We start from the raw sequence: 24,524 nt of genomic DNA, 5'->3' as shown, positions 1-24,524 counted from the left end.
TGTGTCCGGGGCTGCCGGCGGCTCATGAGGCCAGACCCAACTCGTCTCGGCCGTCGATCAGCGTGCGCTCGTAGCGCAGCAGCTCTGCCTCGGGGTACAGCACCCGCTTGCCGACCTTGATGCCGCGCGGCCCCTTCTTGATCTGGCGCCAGTAGCGGACGGTGCTCTCGGCCGTGCGGTAGCGCTCGGCGACCTCGGCGGTGGTCAGGTATCGCATACATTCCCATTCGACTAGGTTGCGATTCGAACTACATAGAGTTGTACCCCGCGATCGGCGGTTAACTAAATCGGGAAGCGTATTTTTCAATTCGGATAGAGACGGTCATGATGGAGGTTCGATGGCAGGCGACAGGCCCGAAGGTGGCGAGGTGCCGCTGCTCTACAGCGAAGGCAACGTGGCTGGCCGCGTAGCCCTGGAGCGCGAGGTCAGAGGGTGGAGCACGACCCAGCTGGCCGAGCGCGTGACCAGAGCCGGCGTGAAGATGAACCAGACGGCCGTCTGGCGCATCGAGAACGGCTCACCTCGCCGGCGGATCAACCTCGATGAGGCGCTCGCCTTCTCCCGCGTCTTCGAGCTCCCCCTCGAAGAGCTGATGTCCCCGCCCCTGGAAGGGCTCGACATCGACAGCCGACGGCTTGTCCAGGAAGCCGTCGAGGCGTTCTACGAGACCCGCGACGCCCGCGGCCGCCTGCACCGCGCCGTGGTCGCCGTCGCCGACCACATCAAGGCCCACCCCGACAGCTCGCGGGCGATCCACGAGCAGTGCCTCCGCCTCATGGGCGACGAGCGAGACGCCCGCCTCCTCAGCGGAGACATCGAGGACGGCGGCCACTACTGACAACCGAAACGAAGGAGAGGCCACTTGGTCAACGTTCAGAAGCGCCCCAACGGCAAATGGCGCGCCCGCTACCGCGACCTCGACGGGAAGGAGCACGCCCGCCACTTCGAGCGGAAGATCGACGCCCAGCGGTGGATCGACGAGGTCACGGCCAGCATGGTCACCGGCCAGTACGTCGACCCCCGCGCCGGCCGCGTCACCTTCGAGAAGTACGCCGAGAGGTGGCAGGGCTCGCTCATCGCGAGCGAGGCGGGTGAGCGCATCACGGACAACGCGCTCCGGCTCCACCTCGTACCCGCGCTCGGCGCCCGCTCACTGGCGGCGATACGCCGTAACGACATACAGGTGCTCTTCAAGCACCTGTCCGACCAGCTCGGCCCCGGCAGCGTGCGGAACGTCTACGACGTCCTCGTGCGCGTCATGACGGCGGCCGTGGACGACAAGGTCATCGCCTCCAGTCCGTGCCGCCGGATCACCCTTCCGGTCATGCCGGACGAGGAGGTCACTCCGCCCACCGTCGCCCAGGTCGAGGCCATGGCGCGGGTGATGCCGCCGTACATCCGCGCGGCCGTCGTCACGCTCGCCGGATCAGGTCTGCGGATAGGAGAGCTGCTCGGCCTCAAGGTGGCGGATGTCGACTTCAAGGCCGGCAGCATCCGCGTGGACCGACAGCGGCTCCAGTCGGGGAAGGTCGGTCCGCCGAAGACCGCCAAATCCCGGCGTACGGTCCCCGTCGGGGAGGTCGTCACCGACGCGCTCCTCGCGCATCTCGCCGCACGTCCGTCCCCGGAGTGGCTTTTCACGATGGAGGAGGGGGAACCGCTCAACTACCGCCGCTGGAAGACCGAGTGGAACTGCGCCCGTAGGGCACTCCAGGCGGAGGAGAGCGAGGCGGCTAAGCACGAGGGCCGCAAGCCCGTCGAGCTGCCGCACATGGTCACCCACGACCTGCGGCACTTCTACGCCTCCGCGCTCATCGCCGGCGGCGCGAGCGTCAAGCAGGTGCAGATCGTCCTCGGCCACGCGTCCGCCGTCATCACGCTGCGGATCTACGCGCACCTGTGGCCGGGCGAAGAAGGCCGCACCCGGGCCGTCATGGACGCCGTGCTCGGCGGCCTGCGGACCGGGTGCGGACCGGTAGGCGACATGACGAGCGAAACCGCAGGTCAGACGGCCTAACCGAAGGTCAAGCCTTCTTGGTCTCCCAGAAGATCTTGTCGATCTCGGCGATGTAGTCCAGCGCCTTCTGGCCCGTCGCCGGGTCCGTGGACGCCTTCGCGGCCGACAGGGCCTTCAGGGCGTCGTTGACCAGCTGGTGCAGCTGCGGGTACTTCTCGAAGTGCGGGGGCTTGAAGTAGTCGCTCCACAGCACCGAGATGTGGTGCTTGGCCAGCTCGGCGCGCTGCTCCTTGATGACCGTGGCACGGGCCCGGAAGTGCGGGTCCTCGTTGGCCTGGTACTTCTCCTGGACGGCCTTGACGGACTCCGCCTCGATGCGGGCCTGGGCCGGGTCGTACACGCCGCAGGGCAGGTCGCAGTGGGCGCTGACCTTCACCTTGGGGGCAAACAGGCGGGAAAGCATGGAGCTGTCCTTCCTCGTGATCGTCTTCTCAGGTGGGACATTACTCCGTGAGAGACCGGTTTTCGTGGGTGGCCCCGGGGGCTTAGGCCAAAAGTCCGGTGTGAGCGTGGGTCCGGTGGCCGAAAGTACGGAACGCTGTAGGGGACGGTGTGGTGGATCCTGGTGCTGGACGGAGCGGGGAGGTGCCGGAGAGATGAGAGAGGTGCCGGAGGTGCCGGACGTGCCTGAGCCGACGCGGGATCGGTCCGGGCGGGGGCCGACGGGACGCGTGCCGTTCCAGGTGGTGGAGGTGACGGGGCCGTCGATGGTGCCCACGCTCCATCACGGCGACTGGCTGCTCGTGCACTACGGGGCGACGGTGCGCCCCGGGGACGTGGTGATTCTGCGTCACCCGTTCCAGCAGGACCTGCTGATCGTCAAGCGGGCCGCCGAGCGGCGCCGGGGCGGCTGGTGGGTGCTGGCCGACAACACGTTCGCGGGCGGCGACAGCACGGACTACGGGACGGTGCCCGAGGAGTTCGTACTGGCCCGGGCACGGGTGCGGTACCGGCCGCTGAAGAAGGATCAGCGCACGCTGCGCGGGGTGCTCGCCTGGGCGGTCCGCGCCGTGCGGCCGGTCTCGGCGGCGCGTTCCGTCTCCAGGCGCTTGCGGGCCCGGTAGGCGGCCACGTTGGCGCGGGTCGCGCAGCGGTCCGAGCAGTAGCGGCGGGAACGGTTGGTCGAGGTGTCCAGGTAGGCGTTGCGGCACGGTGCCGACTGGCACAGCCCGAGCCGGTCCGCGCCGTACGAGGTGAGGTGGAACGCGAGCCCCATCGCGGCGATGGCCGCGTACCCGGCCGTCGCGTTCGACGGATGGTCCGCCAGGTGCATGTGCCAGTCCGGCTTGCCGTCCACGTCGCGCACATCGTGCCCGGAGATCTGCGGGCTGACCGGGAATTCCAGCAGCAGGGAGTTGAGCAGGTCGACGGCGAGCGTCTCGTCGCCCCCGTCGGCCGCCTCGAAGACCGCGCGCAGGCGGGCCCGTACGGACCGGAAACGGGTCACGTCCGCGTCGGTGGCGCGCCGGGCCGCCTGCTGGTTGGCGCCGAAGAGTTCGCGGACCGCCTCGACCGAGGTGAGGGAGTCCTTGCTGCGGGCCGGCTCCTCGGTGTTGACCAGTTTCACGGCGTAGTCCGAGTAATAGGCCAGTTCCACTTGTAGTCCTTACGGAGTCGGTCTAAAGTCTTGCCGAACGCTGTAACGGGCTTTTTCCTTACCAGGGTATTACATGGAGGTATCTCGTGGCGGAGACGACCGCGCACACCGACTGGGCGGCCTGGCAGGAGAGCTGGGACCGGCAGCAGGAGTGGTACATGCCCGACCGTGAGGAACGGTTCCGCGTGATGCTGGACATGGTCGAGGCCTTCGTGGGGCCCCGGCCGCGCGTCCTCGATCTCGCATGCGGTACGGGAAGTATTACGGACCGGCTGCTCAAGCGGTTCCCGGAGGCGACCAGTACGGGCGTCGACCTCGACCCCGCGCTGCTCGCCATCGGCCGCGGGTACTTCGACGGCGACGAGCGCGTCACGTTCGTCACCGCCGACCTCAAGGACCCCGACTGGGCCGGGCGGCTGCCGCACGATTCGTACGACGCCGTTCTCACCGCCACCGCCCTGCACTGGCTGCACGCCGAGCCGCTCACCGCGCTCTACCGGCGGATCGGCGGGCTCGTCAGGGACGGCGGGGTGTTCATGAACGCAGATCACATGATCGACACCGACACGCCCCGGATCAACGCGGCCGAGCGCGCGCACCGGCACGCCGGGATGGACCGGGCCAAGGCCGCGGGAGCCGTGGACTGGGCGGACTGGTGGGCCCTCGCGGCCAAGGACCCGGTGCTCGCCGAGCCGACCGCCGAGCGGTACAGGATCTACGGCGAGCACGCGGACGGTGACATGCCGTCGGTGCGCTGGCACGTCGACACCCTGCGCGAGGCGGGGTTCGGCGAGGCGCGCGCCGTCTGGGCGTCGCCGTCGGACACCTTGGTGCTCGCCGTCAAATGAGGCGGGCGGTGCCGGTGGCGCGGGTGGTGGGGCCGTCGCGGCTCCGTCCGTGCTGACGTGAGGAGGGCGGTGCTGACGTGAGGGAGGGCGGTGCGGGCCCGGCCGGGCCCGCACCGCCCTCCCTTCGGTGTCCCGGCCGGTCAGAGCACCTTCGACAGGAACGACTTCGTCCGCTCGTGCCGCGGCCTGGTCAGGACCTCGCGCGGGTGGCCCGACTCGACCACCACGCCGTTGTCCATGAAGACCAGCGCGTCGCCCACCTCGCGGGCGAAGCCCATCTCGTGGGTGACGACGACCATCGTCATGCCGTCCTCCGCGAGCGAGCGCATGACGTCCAGGACGTCGCCCACCAGTTCCGGGTCGAGCGCCGACGTCGGCTCGTCGAAGAGCATCAGCTTCGGCTCCATGGCCAGGGCGCGGGCGATGGCCACCCGCTGCTGCTGGCCGCCGGACAGCTGGGAGGGGTAGTTCCCCGCCTTGTCGGCCAGGCCCACCCGGTCCAGCAGCCGCTCGGCGCGGGCCCGCGCCACGGCCTTCGCCTCGCGCTTGACCTGGACCGGGGCCTCCATGACGTTCTCGATCGCCGTCATGTGAGGGAAGAGGTTGAAGCGCTGGAAGACCATCCCGATGTCCCGGCGCTTCAGGGCGACCTCGCTGTCCCTCAGCTCGTAGAGCTTGTCGCCCTTCTGGCGGTAGCCGACCAACTCGCCGTCGACGTAGAGCCGTCCGGCGTTGATCTTCTCCAGGTGGTTGATGCACCGCAGGAAGGTCGACTTGCCGGAACCGGACGGGCCGATCAGGCAGAAGACCTCGCGCGGGGCGACCTCCAGGTCGATGCCCTTGAGGATGTGCGCGGCGCCGAAGGACTTGTGGACGCCCTCGGCCTTCACCATGGCCGTGGCCTTCATGCCACGCCTCCCTTCGGGCGGCCCAGGGACAGCAGGACGGCCCTGACCTTCTGCAACGGGGTGGGCGGCAGGCTGCGGGTCGAGCCGCGGGCGTAGTACCGCTCCAGGTAGAACTGGCCGACGCTCAGCACCGAGGTCATGATCAGGTACCAGGCCGCGGCCAGGAAGTACATCTCGACCGGGGCGCCGGACGACTGCCCGATGTCCTGCGCGAACTTGAACAGTTCGTAGAACTGGACGGCGGCCACCAGGGACGTCGTCTTGAGCATGTTGATGACCTCGTTGCCCGTGGGCGGCACGATCACCCGCATCGCCTGCGGGATCACGACCCGCCACAGGGTCCTGCCGTGGCTCATGCCCAGCGCGTGCGCCGCCTCCGTCTGGCCCTCGTCGACCGAGAGCAGACCCGCCCGGCAGATCTCCGCCATGTAGGCGGCCTCGTTGAGCCCCAGGCCGAGCAGCGCCGTCAGCAGCGGCGTCATGAAGCTCGACCAGTAGTCCTTGTAGATCGGCCCGAGGTTGATGTACTCGAAGACCAGCCCGAGGTTGAACCAGACGAACAGCTGGACCAGGACCGGGGTGCCGCGGAAGAACCAGATGTAGAACCAGGCGATCGACGAGGTCACCGGGTTCTTCGACAGCCGCATGACGGCCAGCAGGACACCGCCGGCGATGCCGATCACCATCGACAGGGCGGTCAGCAGCAGGGTCTTGCCGACGCCCGTCATGATGCGGTCGTCGAAGAAGTACTCCGGTACCGCGCCCCAGTTGATCCGGCCCTGGCCGAAGGCGTAGACGATCGCGACGAGCGCCGCGATGGCGACGACGGCGGAGACGTACCGGCCGTAGTGCCGGACCGGAATGGCCTTGACCGACTGCGGCGCGGCCGACGAGGCGGGGGGCACGGGTGGCCGGCCGGCCGGGTCCGTCTTCTTGATGTCAGTCACGGGAGAAACCTTTCAGCGCCGAACCGGTCAGGATCCGCCGTTCACCTCGGCCTTGGTCACCGCACCGGCCTCCACGCCCCACTTGGCCAGGATCCGGCCGTACTCGCCGTTCTTGATGATCGCGTCCAGGGCCGCCCGGATCGCCTTGGTCAGCTGGTCGTTGCCCTTGGCGACGGCGATGCCGTACGGCGCGGCCTCGACCTGCTCGCCCACGAGTTCGAAGTCCTTGCCGCCGCCCGAGGTCTTCACCGCGTGCACGGCCACCGGGAAGTCGGAGGAGCCGGCGTCCGCGCCGCCGCTGCGCAGCCGGGTCTGGGCCTCCAGATCGTTGTCGAAGGTCTCCATCGCGATCGTCTTCCCGCCCGGGCACTTCTTCGCCTCGGACTTGGCGAGGTCGTGCGAGACGGTGCCGCGCTGCACGGCGATCTTCTTGCCGCACAGGTCCGCCCAGGTCTTGATGCCCTGGTCGTCGCCCTTCCTGGTGTAGATCGAGACCCCGGCGGTGAAGTAGTCGACGAAGTCGACGCCCTCGCCGACCTTCTTCCCGGTCTCGGAGTCGACGCCGTTCTGGCGGTCCTTGGTGTCGGTCATCGACGACATCGCCGCGTCGTAGCGCTTGGAGCGCAGACCCGTGATCAGCGTGTCGAACGTGCCGTTCTCGAACTGGAACGTCACGCCGAGCTCCTTGCCGAGCGCGGCGGCGATGTCCGGGTCGATGCCGACCGTCCTGCCCGACTTGTCCTTGAACTCGACCGGCGGGTACGCGATGTCCGAACCGACCCTGACGACACCCTTGGCCTTGATCTCCGGCGGCAGGAGCGCGGCGGCCGCGGAGTCCGTGCCGCCGGGCCTCGTCGAGCCGGAACTGTTGGATCCGCTCTTGGTCTGGTCGCCGCACGCGGTCAGCAGCATGACTCCGGCGAGCGCGATGGTGCCGACCGCCGCCATTCGGGACTTCGTGGCCGTACGGCCAAAGGTGCTTGCGGTCATGATCGGAATCCTCCAGCGGATGAAGGGGGCATTGCCGAGCGATGAACGACACCTGTTCTCAGGTGTCGTCGCTCTGAATAGTGAGGGCATCTTGCCACTCTGACCAGTGCTTTTAGTGGTCCGAGCATGTCAAAATCAGATAACGGGCGATCCCCGGATCTCGTCGCACCGGACCTTCGGGGCCGGACCTTCCGCGAAGTCTCCCCTCGCGTGCCGGAGGATCTCCGGTGTGTCCGGGCCAGTGGATGTCGTGTGTCGATCGACTGAGTTTGTCCTGGTTTCCGACTATGAGTCGTGTCACCGCGTGGTCATGAACTCGTCCGTAATGCGGTCCGTCCGGTAAGAAAGACCTTTACACCCCTCATCCGGGGCTCAGGGCGCGTGTGCGGCGCGCCCCGCGCGTATGTATCTCCCCCCTGCCGGGGCGGGCCAACCGCCGGGCGCAGGGCGCGTACGCGGTGCCCGCCCACCCCTCCTCAACCAGGAGTGGCCACCCTCAAACGATGAAAGACTTAAGGGGTCAACACCATGGCAGCGGAGATCGTCAATCCTCGCAGCGACAGCACCACTGACAGCGGTACCGACAACGGCACCACCGACGAGCCGTTCGATCCGGCCTTCGCCCTGCACCGCGGCGGCAAGATGGCCGTGCGGGCCACCGTTCCCGTCCGTGACAAGGACGACCTCTCCCTCGCGTACACGCCGGGCGTCGCCAAGGTGTGCAGCGCCATCGCGGAGAACCCGGAGCTGGTCCACGACTACACCTGGAAGTCGCAGGTCGTGGCCGTCGTGACGGACGGCACCGCGGTCCTCGGCCTCGGCGACATCGGGCCCGAGGCGTCCCTGCCCGTGATGGAGGGCAAGGCGATCCTCTTCAAGCAGTTCGGCGGGGTCGACGCGGTGCCGATCGCGCTCGCGACCACCGACGCGGACGAGATCGTCGAGACCGTCGTCCGACTCGCGCCGTCCTTCGGCGGCGTGAACCTGGAGGACATCTCGGCGCCGCGCTGCTTCGAGATCGAGCGCAGGCTCCAGGAGCGGCTCGACATCCCGGTCTTCCACGACGACCAGCACGGCACCGCCGTGGTCACCCTCGCGGCCCTGCGCAACGCGGCGAAGCTGTCCGGCCGCGAGCTCGGTGACCTGCGCGCCGTCATCTCCGGCGCCGGTGCGGCCGGGGTCGCCATCGCGAAGTTCCTGCTGGAGGCGGGGCTCGGCGACGTCGCCGTGGCCGACCGCAAGGGCGTCGTCAGCCGGGACCGCGAGGACCTGACGGCCGTCAAGCGGGAGCTGGCCGAGATCACCAACCGGGCCGGGATCTCCGGCACGCTGGAGAGCGCGCTGGCCGGCGCGGACGTGTTCATCGGCGTCTCCGGCGGCACGGTGCCCGAGGCGGCCGTCGCGTCGATGGCGCCCGGCGCGTTCGTCTTCGCCATGGCCAACCCGAACCCCGAGGTCCACCCCGACATCGCGCACAAGTACGCCTCCGTCGTGGCGACCGGTCGTTCGGACTACCCGAACCAGATCAACAACGTGCTGGCCTTCCCGGGCATCTTCGCGGGCGCCCTCCAGGTCCGGGCCTCCCGGATCACCGAGGGCATGAAGATCGCCGCCGCGAACGCGCTGGCGGACGTGGTGGGCGACGAGCTCGCGCCCGACTACGTGATCCCGTCGCCGTTCGACGAGCGCGTGGCGCCCGCGGTGACGGCCGCGGTGGCCGCCGCGGCCCGCGCGGAGGGCGTGGCCCGGCGCTGAGGTCCGTTCGGGGCCGTGGCCCGGTTCCGGACCGAGGCCTTCGGGGCCGTGGCCCGGTTCCGGACCGAGGCCTTCGGGGCCGTGGCCCGGTTCCGGACCGAGGCCCGTTCGGGCCGGGTTCGAGCCGGGTTCGAGCCGGGCTGTGGTCGCGGTCCCGGACCTGGGTCCGGCACCGAGGTCTGCGGTGGGGCGGTGCGGGTACGGGTGCCCGGATGCGGGGTGCGTCTGGGGCGGGTCCGCTACCCGTCCGCCCCTTTTTCGTGCTTTTCCCGTGGTCCCTCCGGATTTCCGTGGCTGTGCCGGGCTGCGCGGCGCGCGTCACACCGGCGGCCGGTTACGCCGGCCCGCGCCCCGGCCTATCGTCGGGGCCATGTTCGCCGCCTACGCAGCCCGCATCGACCGCGACCGTCCCCTCGACGGCCTTGAACTGGGTGAACGTCCCGCCCCCGGGGCGCGCCCCGGCTGGACGACCGTCAAGGTGAAGGCCGCCTCGCTCAACCACCACGACCTCTGGTCCCTTCGCGGTGTCGGCCTCGCCGAGGACAAGCTGCCGATGATCCTCGGCTGCGACGCCGCCGGGATCGACGAGGACGGCAACGAGGTCGTCGTGCACTCCGTCATCGGCCAGACCGGGCACGGAGTCGGCCCGAAGGAGCCGCGCTCCATTCTCACCGAGCGCTACCAGGGCACCTTCGCCGAGCAGGTCTCCGTCCCGAGCTGGAACGTGCTGCCCAAGCCGAAGGAGCTGACCTTCGAACAGGCCGCCTGTCTGCCGACCGCCTGGCTCACCGCGTACCGGATGCTGTTCACCAACGCCGGGGTGCGTCCCGGCGATTCGGTTCTCGTCCAGGGCGCGGGCGGCGGTGTCGCCACCGCCGCGATCGTGCTCGGCCGGGCGGCCGGGCTGCGGGTCCACGCCACCAGCCGCGACGCGGCCAAGCGCGAGCGCGCCGTCGAACTCGGCGCGGTCGCGGCGCACGAGCCCGGCGCGCGGCTGCCGGAGCGCGTCGACGCGGTCATCGAGACCGTCGGCGCCGCCACCTGGTCCCACTCGGTGAAGTCGCTGCGCCCCGGCGGCACGCTGGTGATCTCGGGCGCGACCAGCGGTGACCGGCCCTCGCACGCCGAGTTGACCCGGATCTTCTTCCTGGAGCTCAAGGTCGTCGGCTCGACCATGGGTTCCAAGGACGAGCTGGAGGACCTCCTGGCGTTCTGCGCGACGACCGGGGTGCGGCCCGTCATCGACGAGGTGCTGCCGCTGGACCGGGCCCGCGAGGGGTTCGAACGGATGGCGTCGGGCGACCAGTTCGGAAAAATCGTGCTCACCTGCACTTGAGGTGTACGGGGCGTCCTGCTCTTATCTGGCCATGCCAAAACTGATACCTGCGGTAACACCGGGACGGGCGGGCGTACGGGGCCGGACGCGGACAGGGCGTGTCCTCGCCTCGGCCGTCACCGCCGTCCTCACCTCGTTCGTGCTCGTGGCGGGGGCGCTCGCCCCCGCCGCCGACGCGCGCCCCGCTCCGCCGGACCGTCCCGGCACCCACCGGCCCGCCGACGGCATCCCCCGCCTGACCGACGACCAGGGGCGTGTCCTCACCCTGCGCGGCTGGAACGTCGCGGACAAGGCGAACAGCGGCGACCAGGCCCTGACCGCCATCACCGAGAAGCACTTCCGCGATCTGCGTGCCAGGGGCTTCGGCCTCGCCCGCCTCCTCGTCTTCTGGGACGATCTGGAGCCGCGCCGGGGCCACTACAGCACCGCGTATCTGCGCCGGATCGACCGGATCCTGGACTGGGCGCGGAAGTACGACATCCAGGTGCTCATCGACGCCCACCAGGACGTCTTCGGCCCGGCGTTCGGGAGCCGGGGCATCCCGGCCTGGGCGACCCGCACCGACGGACTGCCCTTCACCCCGCACCCCGACGACTGGTTCTCCGAGTACTTCGAGCCCGCCGTGCAGCGCGCCTTCACCCATCTCTACGAGGACCCCGACCTCCAGCGCGCCCAGGCGCGGATGTGGCAGGTGCTCGCCGCCCGCTACGCGCACCACCCCGCCGTCCTCGGCTACGACCTGATCAACGAGCCGATGGGGGAGATGCGGGAGGGGGAGGACCTGGCGGCGGCCGCCCGCCGCATCGAGGCCCGGCAGATCACCCCGATGTACAACAGGCTGGCCCGCGCGATCCGTTCGGTCGACCGGTCCACCTGGCTGTTCGTCGAACCCACCCCGATCGTCGGCGAGGGCGTCCCCACCGGGCTGGGGGCCGTGGCGGACCGACGGACCGTCTACTCGCCGCACTTCTACAACGCCGTGATGGAGGCGGGGGGCGACTACGACCCGGCGGCCGGCTGGGTCGAGGCGTACGAGGCCGCCGTCACCCGGTATCCGGCGCGGTACCGCGTCCCGATCGTCGTCGGTGAATGGGGCCCGCTCAACAACACGCTCCCGAACATGGGCCGCTTCTACCGGGACGCGATGTCCTCGCTGAGCCGCTACAGCTCCGGCTGGGCCGGGTGGGTGTGGTGCTACGGCGGCGGATACTGCGCCCTGGACGCCTCCGGCGCCTTCGCGAAGAACAAGGAGCGCACCGCCACGCCGTACGCGCCCGCCGTCGCCGGAACCGTCCGTTCCGACACGTACGACGACGCCACCGGCGTCTACCGGCTCGCCTACACGGCGGGTCGGCGCGGTGTCACGGAGATCTCCCTGCCGTCGGCCACCGGGGCGTGGCGGATCTCGGTGACCGGTGACGCGAGGGCGCGCAGGGAAGGCGGCGAGGTGCTGGTCCGGGCCCGGCCGGGTTCCCGTGTCACGGTCACGGTGGCCCCGGCGGGGCGCGGCTGAGAACGCCTCCCGACACGACGGAGGCCCGTACGGCCGTGACCGGTGCCGTGGTTCACGCCGAACGGGCCGGGGCCGCATCGGTCACGGACGAACACCCGCTGCCGGCCCTGCCGGACCGGCGAAGCGGCCGGGCCGCCTCCGTCGCCGCCTCACTCGGCCTCACCGGCCGCCGGGCGGCGGTCGAAACCGATCTGGCCGCCGCGCGCCGCCGTGGCGGACCGACCCGGCCCGACGCGGACGCGCTCGCCGGTATCGGCGTCGGCGTCGACGCGATCGTCGCCCGTGTCGAGGAGGCCCACGGCACGGACGTGCTGGACCGGCCCGGTCGAACGGTCGGCATGCGGCACCGCCCGTTCGATCGCGGGGCGAAGGACGTCCTGGCGAGAGCGCCGCGGATCGCGGTGGGGCGGCAGGGCCGGCGCATCGGCGACGAGCGCATCCTCCTGGCGCTCACCGCCCGCCGCGGCGCTCTCGCCGATGTCCTCGCCGCCCACGGCGCGACGTACGAGACGGTGGATCGTGCGCTGTACGGAGGAGGCGGGGAACGCGGAGAGCACGGGGAAGACGGGGAGGACGGGGGAGCGGGGCGGATGCGGAGGGCGGGCTGAGCCCGAGCGGGCCCCTCGGCCGTCGTTCCCGTCCGTCAGACGTTCGCCCGCCGGTTCCCGCCCGTCGGCTGCCGGGCCGTCGGGCTCGCGCGCGGGCCGTGCGCCCGTCGCCCCTCGTCCGGCCCCGGTCTCTTCCCGGCGGCTCATCCCTTCTCGCCGTCGTCCTTCCGCAGCAGCGTCCCGATGTGGGCCGCGGCCGTCGACAGATGGCGGCGGGCCTCCGTGAGCTGCTCCTCGGTGACGCCGTGGTCGCGGGCGGCGTCACGGATGTCGTCGCGGAACCGGTCCAGCAGCCGTTCCAGGTCGCGGGCCGGCTCGCCGGTGCCCACGGAGTCCCGTCCCCACTCGGGGTCGGCGCCCGCGGGTTCCGGCTTGATGTACGGGGGCCAGCTGCCCGTCCTGGCGAAGGTGCCCAACTGTCCGGTGATCTCGGCCAGTCCTTCCCGCACGCCGGAGGGCCAGTCGCCCCGCGCGAAGTGCTCCTGCACCTGGCGGGCGGCGTTCTGCATCTGCTCGCGCGCCCTGTCCTGGGCCTCCTTGGCCTGGCGGCGGGCCTGCTGGGCCTCCTCGCGCGCCCGGCGCGACTCGTCCTTCGCGCGACGGGCCTGTTCCTTCCATTCCTGCTTGGCCCTGCGCAGCTCCTCCTTCACGGACGACCAGGACTCCTTGTCGCCGAGGTCCGCGAACTCGCCGAACGGGAAGTCCCGGTCGCCCTCGCGGTCGGTGGAACCGGCGTGACCCTGTCTGGTCTCGTGCGCCGCGGCGCGCATCTCGCTGCGCAGCTTGCCGGCCGCGCCGCGCACGTCGTCCCTTATCTCGGCGGCCAGTTCGGAGACGGAGTCCCTGATCTCCTCCTCCAGATCGGCCAGTTCACCGGAGCGGCCCGCCAACTCGGCGCGGCCCGCGTCGGTGATCGAGTAGACCTTGCGCCCGCCCTCGGTGGCATGCGTGACGAGCCCCTCGGCCTCCAGCTTGGCGAGCCGCGGATAGACCGTGCCCGCCGACGGCGCGTACAGGCCCTGGAAACGCTCCTCCAGGAGGCGGATCACCTCGTAACCGTGGCGCGGGGCCTCGTCGAGCAGCTTCAGCAGATAGAGGCGGAGGCGGCCGTGGGCGAATACGGGTGGCATGTCAGAGCACCTTTCCGGTCGGACCGGAGGCGGTCGGCCCAGTGGCGGGAGGTTCCGCGGTGGTCGGCTCGGAGTCGTACGGGCCGGAGTCGAACGGGTCGTCCTCGGGCGCCGGGCGGCGCAGCAGGGCGATCGACCCCGAGACCGTCGTCGCCCGCAGCTTCCCGGTCCCGGCGCCGAGGGTGCCGGTGATCTTCTTCGCGCCCCACTGGCCGCTGACCCGCAGGTCCTCGAAGCCGTTGGACACGGTGCCGCTCGCGGTGTTCGCCTCGACCGTCGCGTCCGCCGGATGCGGCAGCCGGATCGCGATCTCGCCGGACACCGTGGTCAGCCGGACGTCCGTGGGCCGCCCCGACGGATCCAGGTCCAGCACCATGTTGCCGTTGACCGAGTCCGCCCGGACCGAGGTCCCGGCACCCTCGACGACCGTCAGATCGCCCGAGACCGTGTGGAAGCGCAGCTCGCCGGTGACCGACTGGGCCTCCACGTTGCCCGACACCGTCTCGGCCCGGATCGGGCCGGAGAGCCCGACGAGCGTGGTGTCGCCGCTGACGCCCCGTACCTCCGTGCGTCCGTCGATCCCGGACACCACCGCCCCGGCGCCGACCACGCCGACCGCCACCGCCGACCCGGCCGGTACGGCCAGGGACACGACCGCCCGGCGGTTCCAGCTGGTGCGGTCGAACAACTTGAGGAAGTCGTTCCACGGCAGGCCCTCGTACGCGACCGTGAGCGCGCCGTCCTCGTGGGTCACGATCAGCGGCGGGCCCTCGATCTCGGAGATCTCCAGCCGGGCGGTCGGCTCGTCGGTGCCGACGACGTTGACGGCGCCGCCGACGATGCGCACGTCGAGCGAGGTCACCGGGGCGTCGAAGGTCAGTTTCTGGGGCTCGGCGATGGCCCATGTCGACACAGGCATGGATCTGGCCTCCCGGCTGACGCGGAATGACGCAACATATCGCGTCTCTTGGTTGTCACGATATATCGCGGCTCCAGGAAGTCAAGGGAGGCCGAGGGAGCGGGCGGATGCGGAGTGCGGGCACGCGGGGTCACGAGGCGGCCCCATCGCGTCGGAATCGCGCGATATGTCCTGGCGTGTGGGACGGCCGGGGCGGCCGGGACGTCCGGGGGCGGGGCGGGTGAAACGGGCCGGACGGTTGGGACGGACCTGGCGGACGGGACCGGTGGGACGCATGGGGCAGGCCGGAGAAGCAGGGCGGCAGGGGCAGGTGTGACGGGCCGGGCGGCCGCGGAGCCGGTCGACCCGGCCGTGGCGGACCGGGCCGCCGCCCTCGCGGTCGGCTCCTCCTGGCCGGCCCTGGCCGTGTGGTGGGACGGCGACCGCGCCGGGCACGTCCTCGCGTCCGGGTTTCCGGCGGCCGGTCGAGTACGTGTGGTTCGCGGACGGCCCGCCCGCAGGTGAGGGCGAGGCCATGCGTACGTTCGCCGAGCGGTCTGGGGCCGGACCGTCCTGGACGTCCAGGTGCTCGACGGGCAGGCCCGTTCCGCCACGGATGCCGATGCCCGCAGCCGGCTGCTCGGGGTGCTCGCCGTGCTCGCGCGCATCGGGCCGGCCCTGCCGTCCGGCCTGGAGCCGGGCGCGTCCACGGACGGGCTCCGGACGGTGGCCGACGGGCTGCCCGGGGCGGAACCGCTCGTCGGGGACGGCGGGCGCGAAAGGGTGAGGGCCGGGCCCGACGGGGTCGGGAGCGGTGTTCTCGGGTCCGTGGGTGCGCGGTCCCGGAGCCCGGGTACCGGGCGGCGCCCGGTCGGCGGCGGGACTGCCCGCTCGTCCTGTGGAGCGCCGGGCGTCGCAGGGGTGGCCGGGTCTTCGCGGGCGGCCTGCTGATGGCGCACGGGGCGCTCGGCCTCGCGCAGGACCGGTTCGGCGGGAGGCCGGAGGGGCTGGTCCGTGATGCCGGGGGCGCGGACGATTCCGGGAACCCGGTCCGTCCGGTCGCCTGACGCCGGTCCACCGGCCCGCGGTGGCCGTCCGTCGACCGGCGTCCGACGGGCCGGGGCGGCCGGCTACGCGTCCCGGTCGCCCGCCTCCGCCGCCCGTCCCCGGCTACTCGTCGTCGTCCTCGTCGTCGAGACGGGCCAGCCAGGTGGCGAGGCGCTCGACCGGCACCTCGAAGTCGGGGTTGAGGTCGACGAACGTACGAAGCTGCTCGGCGAGCCACTCGAAAGTGACCTCTTCCTCGCCCCGGCGCTTCTCCAGTTCCTCGATACCGCGGTCGGTGAAGTACATGCGGCAAGCCTAATGCCTGGTGACAGCCCCGCGACGGCCGGGAGCACGCCGTCGGCGAAGGCTCGCGGGGGTCGCGCGAGCCCTCTCAGAACCGTCGCACGGCGTCCCGGCGTCCTGGTCCACGGACCTCGCGCGGGTCGCGTACTGCCGTTAGCCTGCGGGTAGTTGGGAATCGGGGGGTTTTCATGACCGACAGCGGGGCTCGTATCGCGCGCATCGAGATGCCGGACGGCACGCCGGTCTGGGCGCGTGTCTCGGGAGCGGAGGAGCTGACGCGGCCCGCGCGGGGGCCGGCGTTCACGGACATCGGTTACGCGGACTTCGTCGACCAGGTGCAGGCCCGCGTCGAGAGCCTCAACGCCGTCGTGACCAGCGTCGCGCGTTCGCTGGCCGAGCCGCTGCGCGCGGTGCGGCCCGACGAGGTGAGCGTCGAGTTCGGCATCGAGCTCACCGCGAAGGCGGGCAAGGTCGTCGGTCTTCTCGCGGACGGCGAGGCCAAGGGCGGCATCACGGTCACGCTCACATGGCACGGCGGCGGCCCGCCCGTAGAACCGGCGAGCCCGGCGCAGGGCGGCGCACAGGGAGCGGGAGGGGCGCCAGGGGGTACGGCTGCCGGGACGCCGCCCGTGCCCCCACCCGCGGCGCGGACGTCTCGGCCGACCCCGCCCCGCCCCGCCCCGCCGATGCCGGCCGACCCCCCGCCCGTGCCCGGGGCGTCCACCGGCGCACCGATGCGTCCGGGCGCGGCCGGGCCGGACGGCGGGGACCGCTCATGACCCAGCCGCCGGGCAGGGGCGCGGGGGGCCGTTCCGAGAGCACGTACCGTGCGCTCACGGGCCTCGTGATGGCGGCGACCGTGCGCATCCACCGCCCGGAGCCCGGGTATGCCCCTGACGGATCCGACCGGGGCTTCCTGGGGAGCGGCTTCTTCGTCGCCCCGAGCTGGGTCCTCACGTGCGCGCACGTGGCGATGGCGGGGGAGGGGCGTCGGGTGAGCGTGGTGTTCAAGCCGGACCCGGGCGGCGCCGAGACGACGGTCGAGGGCGCCGTGGTCGCCGCCATGCCCGAGGACCGGCGCGCCGCACCCGGCCCCGGCGGCACATGGGGCGCCGCGCCGGGCGGCTGGCCCGCCCCCGACCTCGCGCTGATCCGGCTGCTGCGCCCCGTCGAGCACCCCTGTGTGTACGTCACCGAACGCCCGGCGGGCATGTTCGGCGGCGGCTCGGTCCTCTACACCGGCTGGACCGACGGCGGATCCGGGCAGCTGACCCGGTTCAGCGGGCGATGCCAGGTGATGGGCACCTTCGGGGACTGGGCCGAGGACGACGAACAGATGCGGCTCGACGGCGACCGGATGTACCCCGGCCTGTCCGGCGGACCCGTGGTGGACCTGGCGCGCGGCGAGGTCGTCGGGGTGCTCAAGTCCCGCTCCGACGGCACCACGGGCGGCACCTCGATCGGCGTCGAGCGGCTGCGCACCCTGCCCGTGCCGCCCGGAACGGTGGCGGGCGAGGCCGACGACCCGTACCAGGCGCTGTTCCACGCCCACGACCGCTACCACGCCGACCGGCACACCAGCCCGGTCGGCACCGAGCGGACCTGGGCCGACCTCCAGCGGGAGCTGGGGGCCGGGGCGGGGCTCGCCCTCAGCCCCCAGCAGCGCGTCGACCTGCTCGGGCGGCTCGCCGAACTCCCTCCCCCGCTCAGCACGCGCGGCCTCCTCGATCTCCTGGACGAGCTCCCGGACACCCACCCGCGCGAGCACCACGCGGCCCCGCGCGGCTGGCGCGACGGACTGGGCACGCTGTACGACGCCCCGGGCGGTGACGGCGCGCTGGAACTGATCCTGAGGTACTGCATGAGCGCCCTGTCCGCCGAACGCCCCTACGTACTGCCGTCCACCCCGGACGCCGAGGCGGCCCTGTGGCGATGGGTGAAGCGGGTGGCGGACGACCGCCTCTCCCGGAAGTTCCGTCATGAACTCATCGGACTCCGGTACAACGACCGGCGGACCCCCACCGGCAGCGAGCATTCCCGTGCCCCCGCGCCGACGCCCGAGCCGGCCAGGCCGCACGACGCCCCGTTCGTCCTGCTGCGGCTGGAGTCGCGGCACTGGGAACCGGACCTCTACGACTGGCGGGTCGCGGTCGTGCCGAGGCCCGGGGACTTCCGGCCCGTGGCCGAGGACAGCCGGGGCACCGCGCTGCACGCCCTGCCCGACCGGCTCGCGAGCCCGCTCGCGGAGGCGTTCCGCCGGTGCGACGAGCCGGACGACCCGGCGGTCCTCCACGTGGCGGTGGATCCGGCCCTCATGGGGCTGGGGGTCGACGAATGGCGGACGCGTCCCGACGGGAGGCCGCTCGGAGTGCTCCGTCCGGTGGTCGTCCGCCCCCTCGACCGGGGCACGGCGGGCACCGGTGGCGGCACGGCGGGGGCCGACGGCGGACCGGCCGAGCGCGAGGCCCGCTGGAACCGCGCCATGACCGCCCCGATGCGCGCCGCCGTCGTCGACTGCGAGGACGGGATGCGGATGCCCGTACCGGTGGCGGCCCGGATGCGACAACTGGCGTACGAGACCGTTCCGGTGCTGTGCAGATACGGCGACCGGCCCGGACCGGAGAGCACGACCGGCCTGGGACGGCTGCTCGACGCGGGGTACGGGCTGGCCCTGTGGCGGCGGCGCCGGACGGACGAACGGACCGCGGTCTGCACCGACTTCCACCGGCGCGCCGCCGACGCCGTCGCGGAGGCCCGTACGGCCGATCGTCTTCCGAAGACGATGCACGAGTTGAGGAGAGGGGTGCACGCGGGGCGCACGGAGGCGTACTGGTCGGACGGGGTCGCCCTGCTCTACGACGACCCGCGGCATCAACTGCCGGGCGACGAACTCTATTTCGAGGCGCCGTGATGGCGGGCCCGCCCTTCGGAGGTGTGACGGAAGCCGCCCGGCCCCTTACGGGGTGTGCCCCGGATCGCTACCGTGAAGCACGTTCGACAGCTGCCCCTGGCGGACGAGTGACGACGAGGAACACGCTATGAGTGAACCCAGCGAGTGGCTCATCTACCGAGGGGCCGGCGAACCGCACGAGGGCATCGACCGGTTGCCGCCCCCGCCCCCCTGGCGGGACTTCGCGGGCCACGGCGCCCCGGCCGCCGACGGGCGGGACGGGAGCGACGGAGAGAACGGCGACGGTCCGGCCGGATCGGACGGGTCGGCCGACCGCCGTCTGGGCGGCCACCGGCACATCGCCGAGCTCCACCGGCCCGGCGCCGAGGAGCTGGAGATGATCAACGCGGCGCTCTACCTGCGCCGTCCGTTGCTGGTGACCGGGAGTCCCGGCGCCGGGAAGAGCACCCTCGCCCACTCCGTCGCCCATGAGCTGGGGCTGGGCCGGGTGCTGCGCTGGCCCATCGTCAGCCGCTCGACGCTCCAGGACGGGCTGTACCGCTACGACGCGATCGCCCGGCTCCAGGACGTGCAGATCGCCGCACACGGCGCGGGGGCCGGGGCGTCCGGTGCCGGGGCCGTGGAGGACGTCGGCAGCTACATCCGGCTCGGCCCGCTCGGAACGGCGCTCATGCCCTCGGACCGGCCGCGGGTCGTGCTCATCGACGAGCTCGACAAGAGCGACATCGACCTGCCGAACGACCTGCTCAACGTGTTGGAGGAGGGCGAGTTCGGCATTCCGGAGCTGGAACGGATCGTGGACCGGTTGCCCGACGGCGAGGCGGAGGTCCTCGACGACGACGGGAACAAGGTGAGGGTGAAGGGCGGCCGGGTCCAGTGCCGGGCCTTCCCGTTCGTGGTCCTCACCAGCAACGGCGAGCGGGACTTCCCGGCACCCCTGATGCGCCGCTGCGTCCATCTGGAGCTGGGACGCCCCGACCACCAGCGTCTCGCCACCTTCGTGCGCGCCCATCTCGGCGACGAGGCGGCGCGCGCCGGGGACGATCTCATCGCCCACTTCCTGGAGCGCTCCCGCAGCGAACTCCTGGCCACGGACCAGCTGTTGAACGCGATCTACCTCACCGACGCGGCGGCGCCCGCGGGCCGGGACCGCCTCGCCGACCTGCTCATCCAGCGACTCGACCGGCCGAGGTGATGCCGATGTCCGGTGGCGGGGCGCGGCCCGGACCGGAGAGCGGGGGACGCCGCCCCGACGACAGCCCCCGCGACCCGGTGGAGGGCTTCGAGGAAGCGACGGAGGCCCGCGGCGCGCCGTCGCGGCCGGGCGACGCACACCGGCCGCAGGACGTGTCGTCGTCCGGTGACGAGGCGCGGCCGGACGGGGCGGCACGGTTCGACGGCGCGCCGGCGGGCGGCGGTGGTGCGCCACCGGGTGACGGTGCGTCCACGCGCGACGGCGCGTCGCCGGACGACGGCGGGCTGCTGTCCGCGTTCGTCGCCCGGCTGCGCGGCGCCGGGCTCGACCCCGACGCCGAGCAGCTCTGCGACGCCCTCTGGCTGGCCCGCTGGACCCGCCACCCCGACGCGCCGGACGACGACGGCGGCCAGGGCGACCGCGCGGCCGTACCGCCGCCGCCCGTCGGCCCGGACCGGGCGGACCGGCCGGAGCGACGCCCCGGCCCGCTCGTACCGGAGGGCCACGAGGCCGGTCTCCCGCCGGACGGGGACGGGGGCGCGGACCGGCACGAACCCGGGGACGCGGACCGACGGGTCCCGCTCCACCCCGTGCCCCGCGCGGCCTCCCGCGCCCCGGGCCGCGACGGCGACCGTCCGCCCGGACGCGGAACCGCTCCCGCCGCCGGTGGCCGGACGAGAACGCTCGCCCTCGGCGTGCCCGCCGCCCCCGCCCTTCCCGCGCCGCTCGAACTCCAACGGGCATTACGGCCGTTGCAGCGCTACCGCCCCGCCGCGCCCCCGATGCGTCACTTCCTCGACGAGGCGGAGACCGTCGAACGCAGCGCCCGCGCCGGAGGGCTGATCATCCCGGTCTTCCGCGGCGCGTCCCGGGGCGAGTCGCTGCTCCAGTGCGTCATGGACGCCTCGTCCTCGATGCTGGTGTGGGACCGGCTGTTCGGCGAACTCCAGGACCTGTTCGGGCAGTTGGGTGCCTTCAGGGACGTCTGGACGCGCTATCTGCACCAGGGGCCGGACGGGGCCGCCGTGGTGAGCCGCAGCCCGGACCCGGCCGTGGCGCCGCTGAGCTCCGCGGACCGGCTGAGCGACCCCACCGGCCGCCGCGTCACCCTCGTGGTCAGCGACTGCGCCGGCCCGCTCTGGCGCAGCGGACGGGCCCACCGGCTGCTGCACCACCTGGCCGGCCAGGCGCCGACGGCCGTGCTCCAGCCCCTGCCGCAGCGGATGTGGAACCGTACCCGGCTGCCGGTGACCTACGGCTCCCTGTCCCGGGGCGACGGGCCGGCCGGAACCACCGTCCTCAAGGTCGCGGAGCATGCCGGAGCGGGCCCCGCCGTGCACCCGGGCGCCCTTCCCGTACCCGTGCTCCCGCCCGTGGAAGGGGCGTTGGCGGCCTGGGCGAAGCTGCTCTCGGGCACCGGCGCGGGGCAGGTGTCCGGCGCCGTCGGCTGGGTGCGGGCCGACCAGCCCCCGGCGGCCGTGCAGCGCCCCGGCGACGGTCTGTCCTCGCTCCAGCTGGTCAGCCGCTTCCGCTCGACGGCCTCCCCGGCCGCCGGACAGCTCGCCGTGTACCTCGCGGCCGCCCCGCTGTATCTGCCGGTGATGCAACTGGTGCAGCGCACCATGCTGCCGAACTCCGGCCCCTCGGAACTGGCCGAGGTCCTGCTGAGCGGACTGCTGTCACGGGCGAGGACCGAGGACGCAGCCGGGACGGACGGCGAGGCCGCCGGCCAGTGGTACGAGTTCGCGCCCGGCGTCCGCGAGTCGCTGCTCGGCCCGCTCGGCCGGGACGAGGCGCTGCTCGTGCTCAAGCACTGCTCGCAGTACATCGAGCAGCGGTTCGGCAGGGGCGGGCCGAACTTCCCCGCGCTGGCCTTCGCCCAGCTCGGCGAGGGCAGGCACGGGCCGGTGCGGCTCACCCGCACCCCCGGACCGCCCGGACACGGAACCGGGGGCCGGACCGGACCGGAGGACGGGATCGAGGAAGGGGACGAGCACGGCGGGCGCGGCGGGCCACGCGTGCCCCACCCCTTCGCCGAGGTCGCGGTCCGCGTACTGGAGCGATTCATGCCGCTGCCCGAGCAGTTCGTCGTCGACACCGACCGGAACCGGCCCGATGCCGTCCTGCGGACGCCGAACGCGGCCGTGGAGAGCGCCCGCGTCCTGCTGCGGCACTTCGATTCGGACGGCATGGTCCAGTACCTGATCGACGCCGTGCAGCTGCTGCGCGGCGCCACCGAGCGCGAGGGCCGGCCGGGCGCCGACCCGGCGTTGTGGGCGGAGTACTCGCGCTGCGTCCTGCGCCTGTGGGAGGTCCAGGGCGACGCGGAGCTGCTCCGCGAGGCCGAGTACGCAGCCGAACGGGCCGCCGCTCACCCCGGCGCCTCACACGAACGGGCGGCTCTGGCCAAGGTGTTGCACGCCGCGGCCGACGACCGGCGGGCGCGCGGTGACCGGCGAGGCGCCCTGGAACTGCTGCGCCGCGCCGACCGGGAGTACACGGCCGCCTGCTCGGCCCCGGGACTGGAACCGGCCGAGGCCCTCCGGCTCACGCTGGAACGGGTCCGGGCCCTGGAGTCGCAGTGGCGGCTCGACGGTGACGCCTCCTCGCTCCAGGCCGCGTGCGGCATGCTGGAGGCGTTCGCCGACGCCTGGCCCGACCAGGAGAACCGGCCCGCCGCCCTGCCGCTGGCACACGGCCGTGCGCTGCTCAAACTCTCCGGGGCCACCGTCGACACCGAACAGTCCCGGGTCTACGCCGCCCAGGCGGCCCGCTCCCTGCGCACGGCGTTCGGGCAGGGCGGCGGCCGGCGCACGCTGGGCACCGGGACGCGCATCGTGCTGGACCTGGTGGACGCCCTGCTCGGCTCCGGCGCGGAGCCGGACGAGGCGGCGACGCTGGTCGAGCAGGCCCTGGAGACCGCGCGGGAGCAGCGGCTGCGGGCCTCGCTGCTCACCCGGGCCGCCCGGGTGCACGTCGCGCGGTACGAGCACACCGGGGACCCGGACGAACTCGTCGAGGCGGCCGACCGGTTCGCCCATGCCGCGCGCGGTGTGCCGCGCGACTCGCAGGCACACGCCGATCTGCTCGCCGAGTGGGGAGGAATCCTGCTGCGCCGGGCCCGGCTGCCGGACGGGCGCGTGCACATCGGGGCGGCGGTGAGGGTGCTGCGCGACTGCCGTACCGAGACGGCGGCGGGGGACGCGCGCCAGGCCGAGCGGCTGCTGATGCTGGGCCGTGCGCTGATGCTGCGGCACCGCGCCACCGAGGACCGGGTCGATCTGCGGGAGGCCGAGCACCTCTTCGGGCTCGCCGCCAGGGAGGCGACCGAACCGCTGTCGGCGGCGGACTGCTGGCTGGAACTGGGCCTGGCCCACCTCGACGCCGCCCGGGTGCTGGGGCGCCCCACCCGGCTCGACGAGGCGGCCGAGGCGTTCCGGGGCGCGGCCGAAGCGGCCGGCACGGCGGCGGAGGAGTCGGTCCACCCGCAACAGCGGCGTCAGGCAGTCGAGTTGTGTGCCACGGCCCACCACTGGCGGGGTACGACGTACGAGAGGGCGGGCCGGCCCAGGGCCGCCCGCGAGGCCTACCGGTCGGCCCGCCGGGAATGGCGCGGACTGCCGGACGGCGGCGGCGCCGCGGGCGAGGAGACGGCGGCACGGCTGGCGGAGCTGGAGCGCTGACCCCGGCCCCGGCCGCGCCGGAACGCCGACGCGGCCCGCCCGCCGCACCGGGACATCGCCGTCCGCCCGGGGCCGCCCGCCGCGACGGTCGCTCTCCGGCCGCCGTTCTTCGCGCCGTCTGCGACCGGCGTACGACGGACGCCGGTCGCCGGTCCGCGCAGGAAGGCGTAGGCCGGTCCGTGCGGGGCATCGGTACAGAAGCAGCCCGTGCGTACTGGGCGGCGCGACGGGGCAAACGTTGCCGGGAGGGGCACCAGTCCCGCACCGGCGCCGACGGCACCAACGGGGTACGACGGCGGCGGGTGGCCACCGCGGTGAAGGCCGAGGCGGACGGAGACCGCCGCGACGCGGTCACACGCACCGATGTCAGGGACACGGGCCCGACGGGACGCGCTCGACGACGAGCGGATCCCCGCGGGTCCGTCGCGAGGGCACGTGCGACGGGAACACGGGGAACCACCGGCAGGACACCGGGACCACCGGACCGGCACGGGGAACCACGGGAACACAGGGAACCACGGGGACACAGGGAACCACGGGGACACGGGAACCAACGGGGACACGGGGAGGCATGATGAACGAGCCGACGGGAAACGGCCGGCCCGGCGTCGGGACGCCGGACGCACCGGCCGACGGCGCGTCCGACACGGCATCCGACGAGGTGCCCGGTGGTCCGGGCGCGCTGCCCGAGCTGCTGGAGCTCGATCTGGAGACGCTGCGGACGCTGGACCACCCCGTGCTCCGCGAGGTGGTCGCGGATCTGCGTGGACGAGCCGGGCAGCCGCGGGAGACGCTCTGGGGATTCACCAGCGCGTTCTGAGACGTCCGGCCGCCCGG

Annotated in this window: 22 protein-coding genes; 13 read left to right on the top strand and 9 right to left on the bottom strand. The window is 72.8% G+C overall.

Features of this window, described 5'->3' with window-relative positions:
* Positions 1–22: 22 nt before the first annotated feature.
* Positions 23–217 (bottom strand): helix-turn-helix domain-containing protein, encoded by a 195-nt coding sequence (locus tag AB0E67_RS02235; RefSeq protein ID WP_362019779.1) that lies wholly within the window; start codon positions 215–217, stop codon positions 23–25.
* Between the two features lie 121 nt (positions 218–338).
* On the opposite strand from AB0E67_RS02235, the gene AB0E67_RS02230 reads away from it, so the two are divergent.
* Together AB0E67_RS02230 and AB0E67_RS02225 are read left to right on the top strand one after the other, a co-directional pair.
* Positions 339–839, top strand: a complete 501-nt coding sequence (locus AB0E67_RS02230; protein ID WP_362019776.1) for a helix-turn-helix transcriptional regulator — start codon at positions 339–341, stop codon at positions 837–839.
* Positions 840–863: 24 nt separating this feature from the next.
* On the top strand, positions 864–2,018 hold the full coding sequence (locus tag AB0E67_RS02225) for a site-specific integrase (protein ID WP_362019773.1): 1,155 nt from the start codon (positions 864–866) through the stop codon (positions 2,016–2,018).
* Positions 2,019–2,025: 7 nt separating this feature from the next.
* On the opposite strand, the gene sodN is transcribed toward AB0E67_RS02225, so the two are convergent.
* Complete coding sequence (gene sodN / locus AB0E67_RS02220; protein WP_073781898.1) at positions 2,026–2,421, bottom strand: superoxide dismutase, Ni; 396 nt, start codon at positions 2,419–2,421, stop codon at positions 2,026–2,028.
* 193 nt (positions 2,422–2,614) lie between these two features.
* On the opposite strand from sodN, the gene sodX reads away from it, so the two are divergent.
* Positions 2,615–3,082, top strand: a complete 468-nt coding sequence (sodX, locus tag AB0E67_RS02215) for a nickel-type superoxide dismutase maturation protease (RefSeq protein ID WP_351525367.1) — start codon at positions 2,615–2,617, stop codon at positions 3,080–3,082.
* On the opposite strand, the gene AB0E67_RS02210 is transcribed toward sodX, so the two are convergent.
* A complete protein-coding gene (locus tag AB0E67_RS02210) occupies positions 2,986–3,615 on the bottom strand; it encodes a CGNR zinc finger domain-containing protein (protein WP_351525366.1) in 630 nt (209 codons plus the stop codon). The two genes, sodX and AB0E67_RS02210, sit on opposite strands and share 97 nt — an antisense overlap.
* 158 nt (positions 3,616–3,773) lie before the next feature.
* Between AB0E67_RS02210 and AB0E67_RS02205 the strand changes: the two genes are divergently transcribed.
* On the top strand, positions 3,774–4,463 hold the full coding sequence (locus AB0E67_RS02205; RefSeq protein ID WP_362021385.1) for a class I SAM-dependent methyltransferase: 690 nt from the start codon (positions 3,774–3,776) through the stop codon (positions 4,461–4,463).
* A 140-nt stretch (positions 4,464–4,603) separates the two neighbouring features.
* Here the strand turns inward: AB0E67_RS02205 and AB0E67_RS02200 are convergent, their stop codons facing one another.
* From AB0E67_RS02200 to AB0E67_RS02190, 3 genes are read right to left on the bottom strand one after another with little or no spacing between them, the layout of a single operon-like run.
* On the bottom strand, positions 4,604–5,371 hold the full coding sequence (locus AB0E67_RS02200; RefSeq protein WP_351520827.1) for an amino acid ABC transporter ATP-binding protein: 768 nt from the start codon (positions 5,369–5,371) through the stop codon (positions 4,604–4,606).
* Positions 5,368–6,318, bottom strand: coding sequence for an amino acid ABC transporter permease (locus tag AB0E67_RS02195; RefSeq protein ID WP_362019768.1), 951 nt, complete (start codon positions 6,316–6,318; stop codon positions 5,368–5,370). Before AB0E67_RS02195 ends, AB0E67_RS02200 begins: the two co-directional genes overlap by 4 nt.
* Positions 6,319–6,345: 27 nt before the next feature.
* Entirely contained in the window at positions 6,346–7,308 is a 963-nt protein-coding gene (locus AB0E67_RS02190; RefSeq protein ID WP_362019765.1) for an ABC transporter substrate-binding protein, read from the bottom strand.
* A gap of 528 nt (positions 7,309–7,836) precedes the next feature.
* Between AB0E67_RS02190 and AB0E67_RS02185 the strand changes: the two genes are divergently transcribed.
* The 4 genes from AB0E67_RS02185 to AB0E67_RS02170 all read left to right on the top strand — a co-directional run bounded on the left by AB0E67_RS02185 (position 7,837) and on the right by AB0E67_RS02170 (position 12,520).
* A complete protein-coding gene (locus AB0E67_RS02185; protein ID WP_362019762.1) occupies positions 7,837–9,063 on the top strand; it encodes an NADP-dependent malic enzyme in 1,227 nt (408 codons plus the stop codon).
* A 370-nt stretch (positions 9,064–9,433) separates the two neighbouring features.
* Positions 9,434–10,399, top strand: a complete 966-nt coding sequence (locus AB0E67_RS02180; RefSeq protein WP_362019759.1) for a zinc-binding dehydrogenase — start codon at positions 9,434–9,436, stop codon at positions 10,397–10,399.
* A gap of 31 nt (positions 10,400–10,430) precedes the next feature.
* Positions 10,431–11,912 carry a cellulase family glycosylhydrolase gene (locus tag AB0E67_RS02175; RefSeq protein ID WP_362019756.1) on the top strand — a complete coding sequence of 494 codons (1,482 nt, stop codon included), beginning with the start codon at positions 10,431–10,433 and terminating at the stop codon, positions 11,910–11,912.
* Between the two features lie 35 nt (positions 11,913–11,947).
* The gene (locus AB0E67_RS02170; RefSeq protein ID WP_362019754.1) at positions 11,948–12,520 is read left to right on the top strand and encodes a Clp protease N-terminal domain-containing protein; all 573 of its coding nucleotides are present in this window, start codon (positions 11,948–11,950) and stop codon (positions 12,518–12,520) included.
* Positions 12,521–12,663: 143 nt separating this feature from the next.
* Here AB0E67_RS02170 and AB0E67_RS02165 read toward each other — a convergent pair whose 3' ends face one another.
* The 3 genes from AB0E67_RS02165 to AB0E67_RS02155 form a co-directional block, all read right to left on the bottom strand.
* Positions 12,664–13,650 (bottom strand): helix-turn-helix transcriptional regulator, encoded by a 987-nt coding sequence (locus AB0E67_RS02165; RefSeq protein WP_362019752.1) that lies wholly within the window; start codon positions 13,648–13,650, stop codon positions 12,664–12,666.
* A 1-nt stretch (position 13,651) separates the two neighbouring features.
* A complete protein-coding gene (locus AB0E67_RS02160) occupies positions 13,652–14,569 on the bottom strand; it encodes a hypothetical protein (protein WP_362019750.1) in 918 nt (305 codons plus the stop codon).
* A gap of 1,149 nt (positions 14,570–15,718) precedes the next feature.
* Positions 15,719–15,901, bottom strand: a complete 183-nt coding sequence (locus AB0E67_RS02155; protein ID WP_019075209.1) for a DUF6104 family protein — start codon at positions 15,899–15,901, stop codon at positions 15,719–15,721.
* A gap of 185 nt (positions 15,902–16,086) precedes the next feature.
* Between AB0E67_RS02155 and AB0E67_RS02150 the strand changes: the two genes are divergently transcribed.
* From AB0E67_RS02150 to fxsA, 5 genes are all read left to right on the top strand, one after another.
* Positions 16,087–16,677 carry a CU044_2847 family protein gene (locus AB0E67_RS02150; protein ID WP_362019747.1) on the top strand — a complete coding sequence of 197 codons (591 nt, stop codon included), beginning with the start codon at positions 16,087–16,089 and terminating at the stop codon, positions 16,675–16,677.
* On the top strand, positions 16,674–18,809 hold the full coding sequence (locus AB0E67_RS02145) for a trypsin-like peptidase domain-containing protein (protein ID WP_362019744.1): 2,136 nt from the start codon (positions 16,674–16,676) through the stop codon (positions 18,807–18,809). The genes AB0E67_RS02150 and AB0E67_RS02145 overlap by 4 nt, the downstream gene beginning before the upstream one ends.
* Before the next feature lie 127 nt (positions 18,810–18,936).
* Positions 18,937–20,004, top strand: a complete 1,068-nt coding sequence (locus AB0E67_RS02140) for a MoxR family ATPase (RefSeq protein WP_362019741.1) — start codon at positions 18,937–18,939, stop codon at positions 20,002–20,004.
* A 5-nt stretch (positions 20,005–20,009) separates the two neighbouring features.
* Positions 20,010–23,687, top strand: a complete 3,678-nt coding sequence (locus tag AB0E67_RS02135; protein WP_362019738.1) for an SAV_2336 N-terminal domain-related protein — start codon at positions 20,010–20,012, stop codon at positions 23,685–23,687.
* A 661-nt stretch (positions 23,688–24,348) separates the two neighbouring features.
* Complete coding sequence (gene fxsA, locus AB0E67_RS02130; protein ID WP_351520829.1) at positions 24,349–24,507, top strand: FxSxx-COOH cyclophane-containing RiPP peptide; 159 nt, start codon at positions 24,349–24,351, stop codon at positions 24,505–24,507.
* Positions 24,508–24,524 lie beyond the last annotated feature (17 nt).

Source organism: Streptomyces sp. NPDC032161, from assembly GCF_040636995.1.
Classification (GTDB): domain Bacteria; phylum Actinomycetota; class Actinomycetes; order Streptomycetales; family Streptomycetaceae; genus Streptomyces.
Note: the sequence above shows the minus strand (reverse complement) of the source record. Positions and strands in the feature narration are given on the sequence as shown.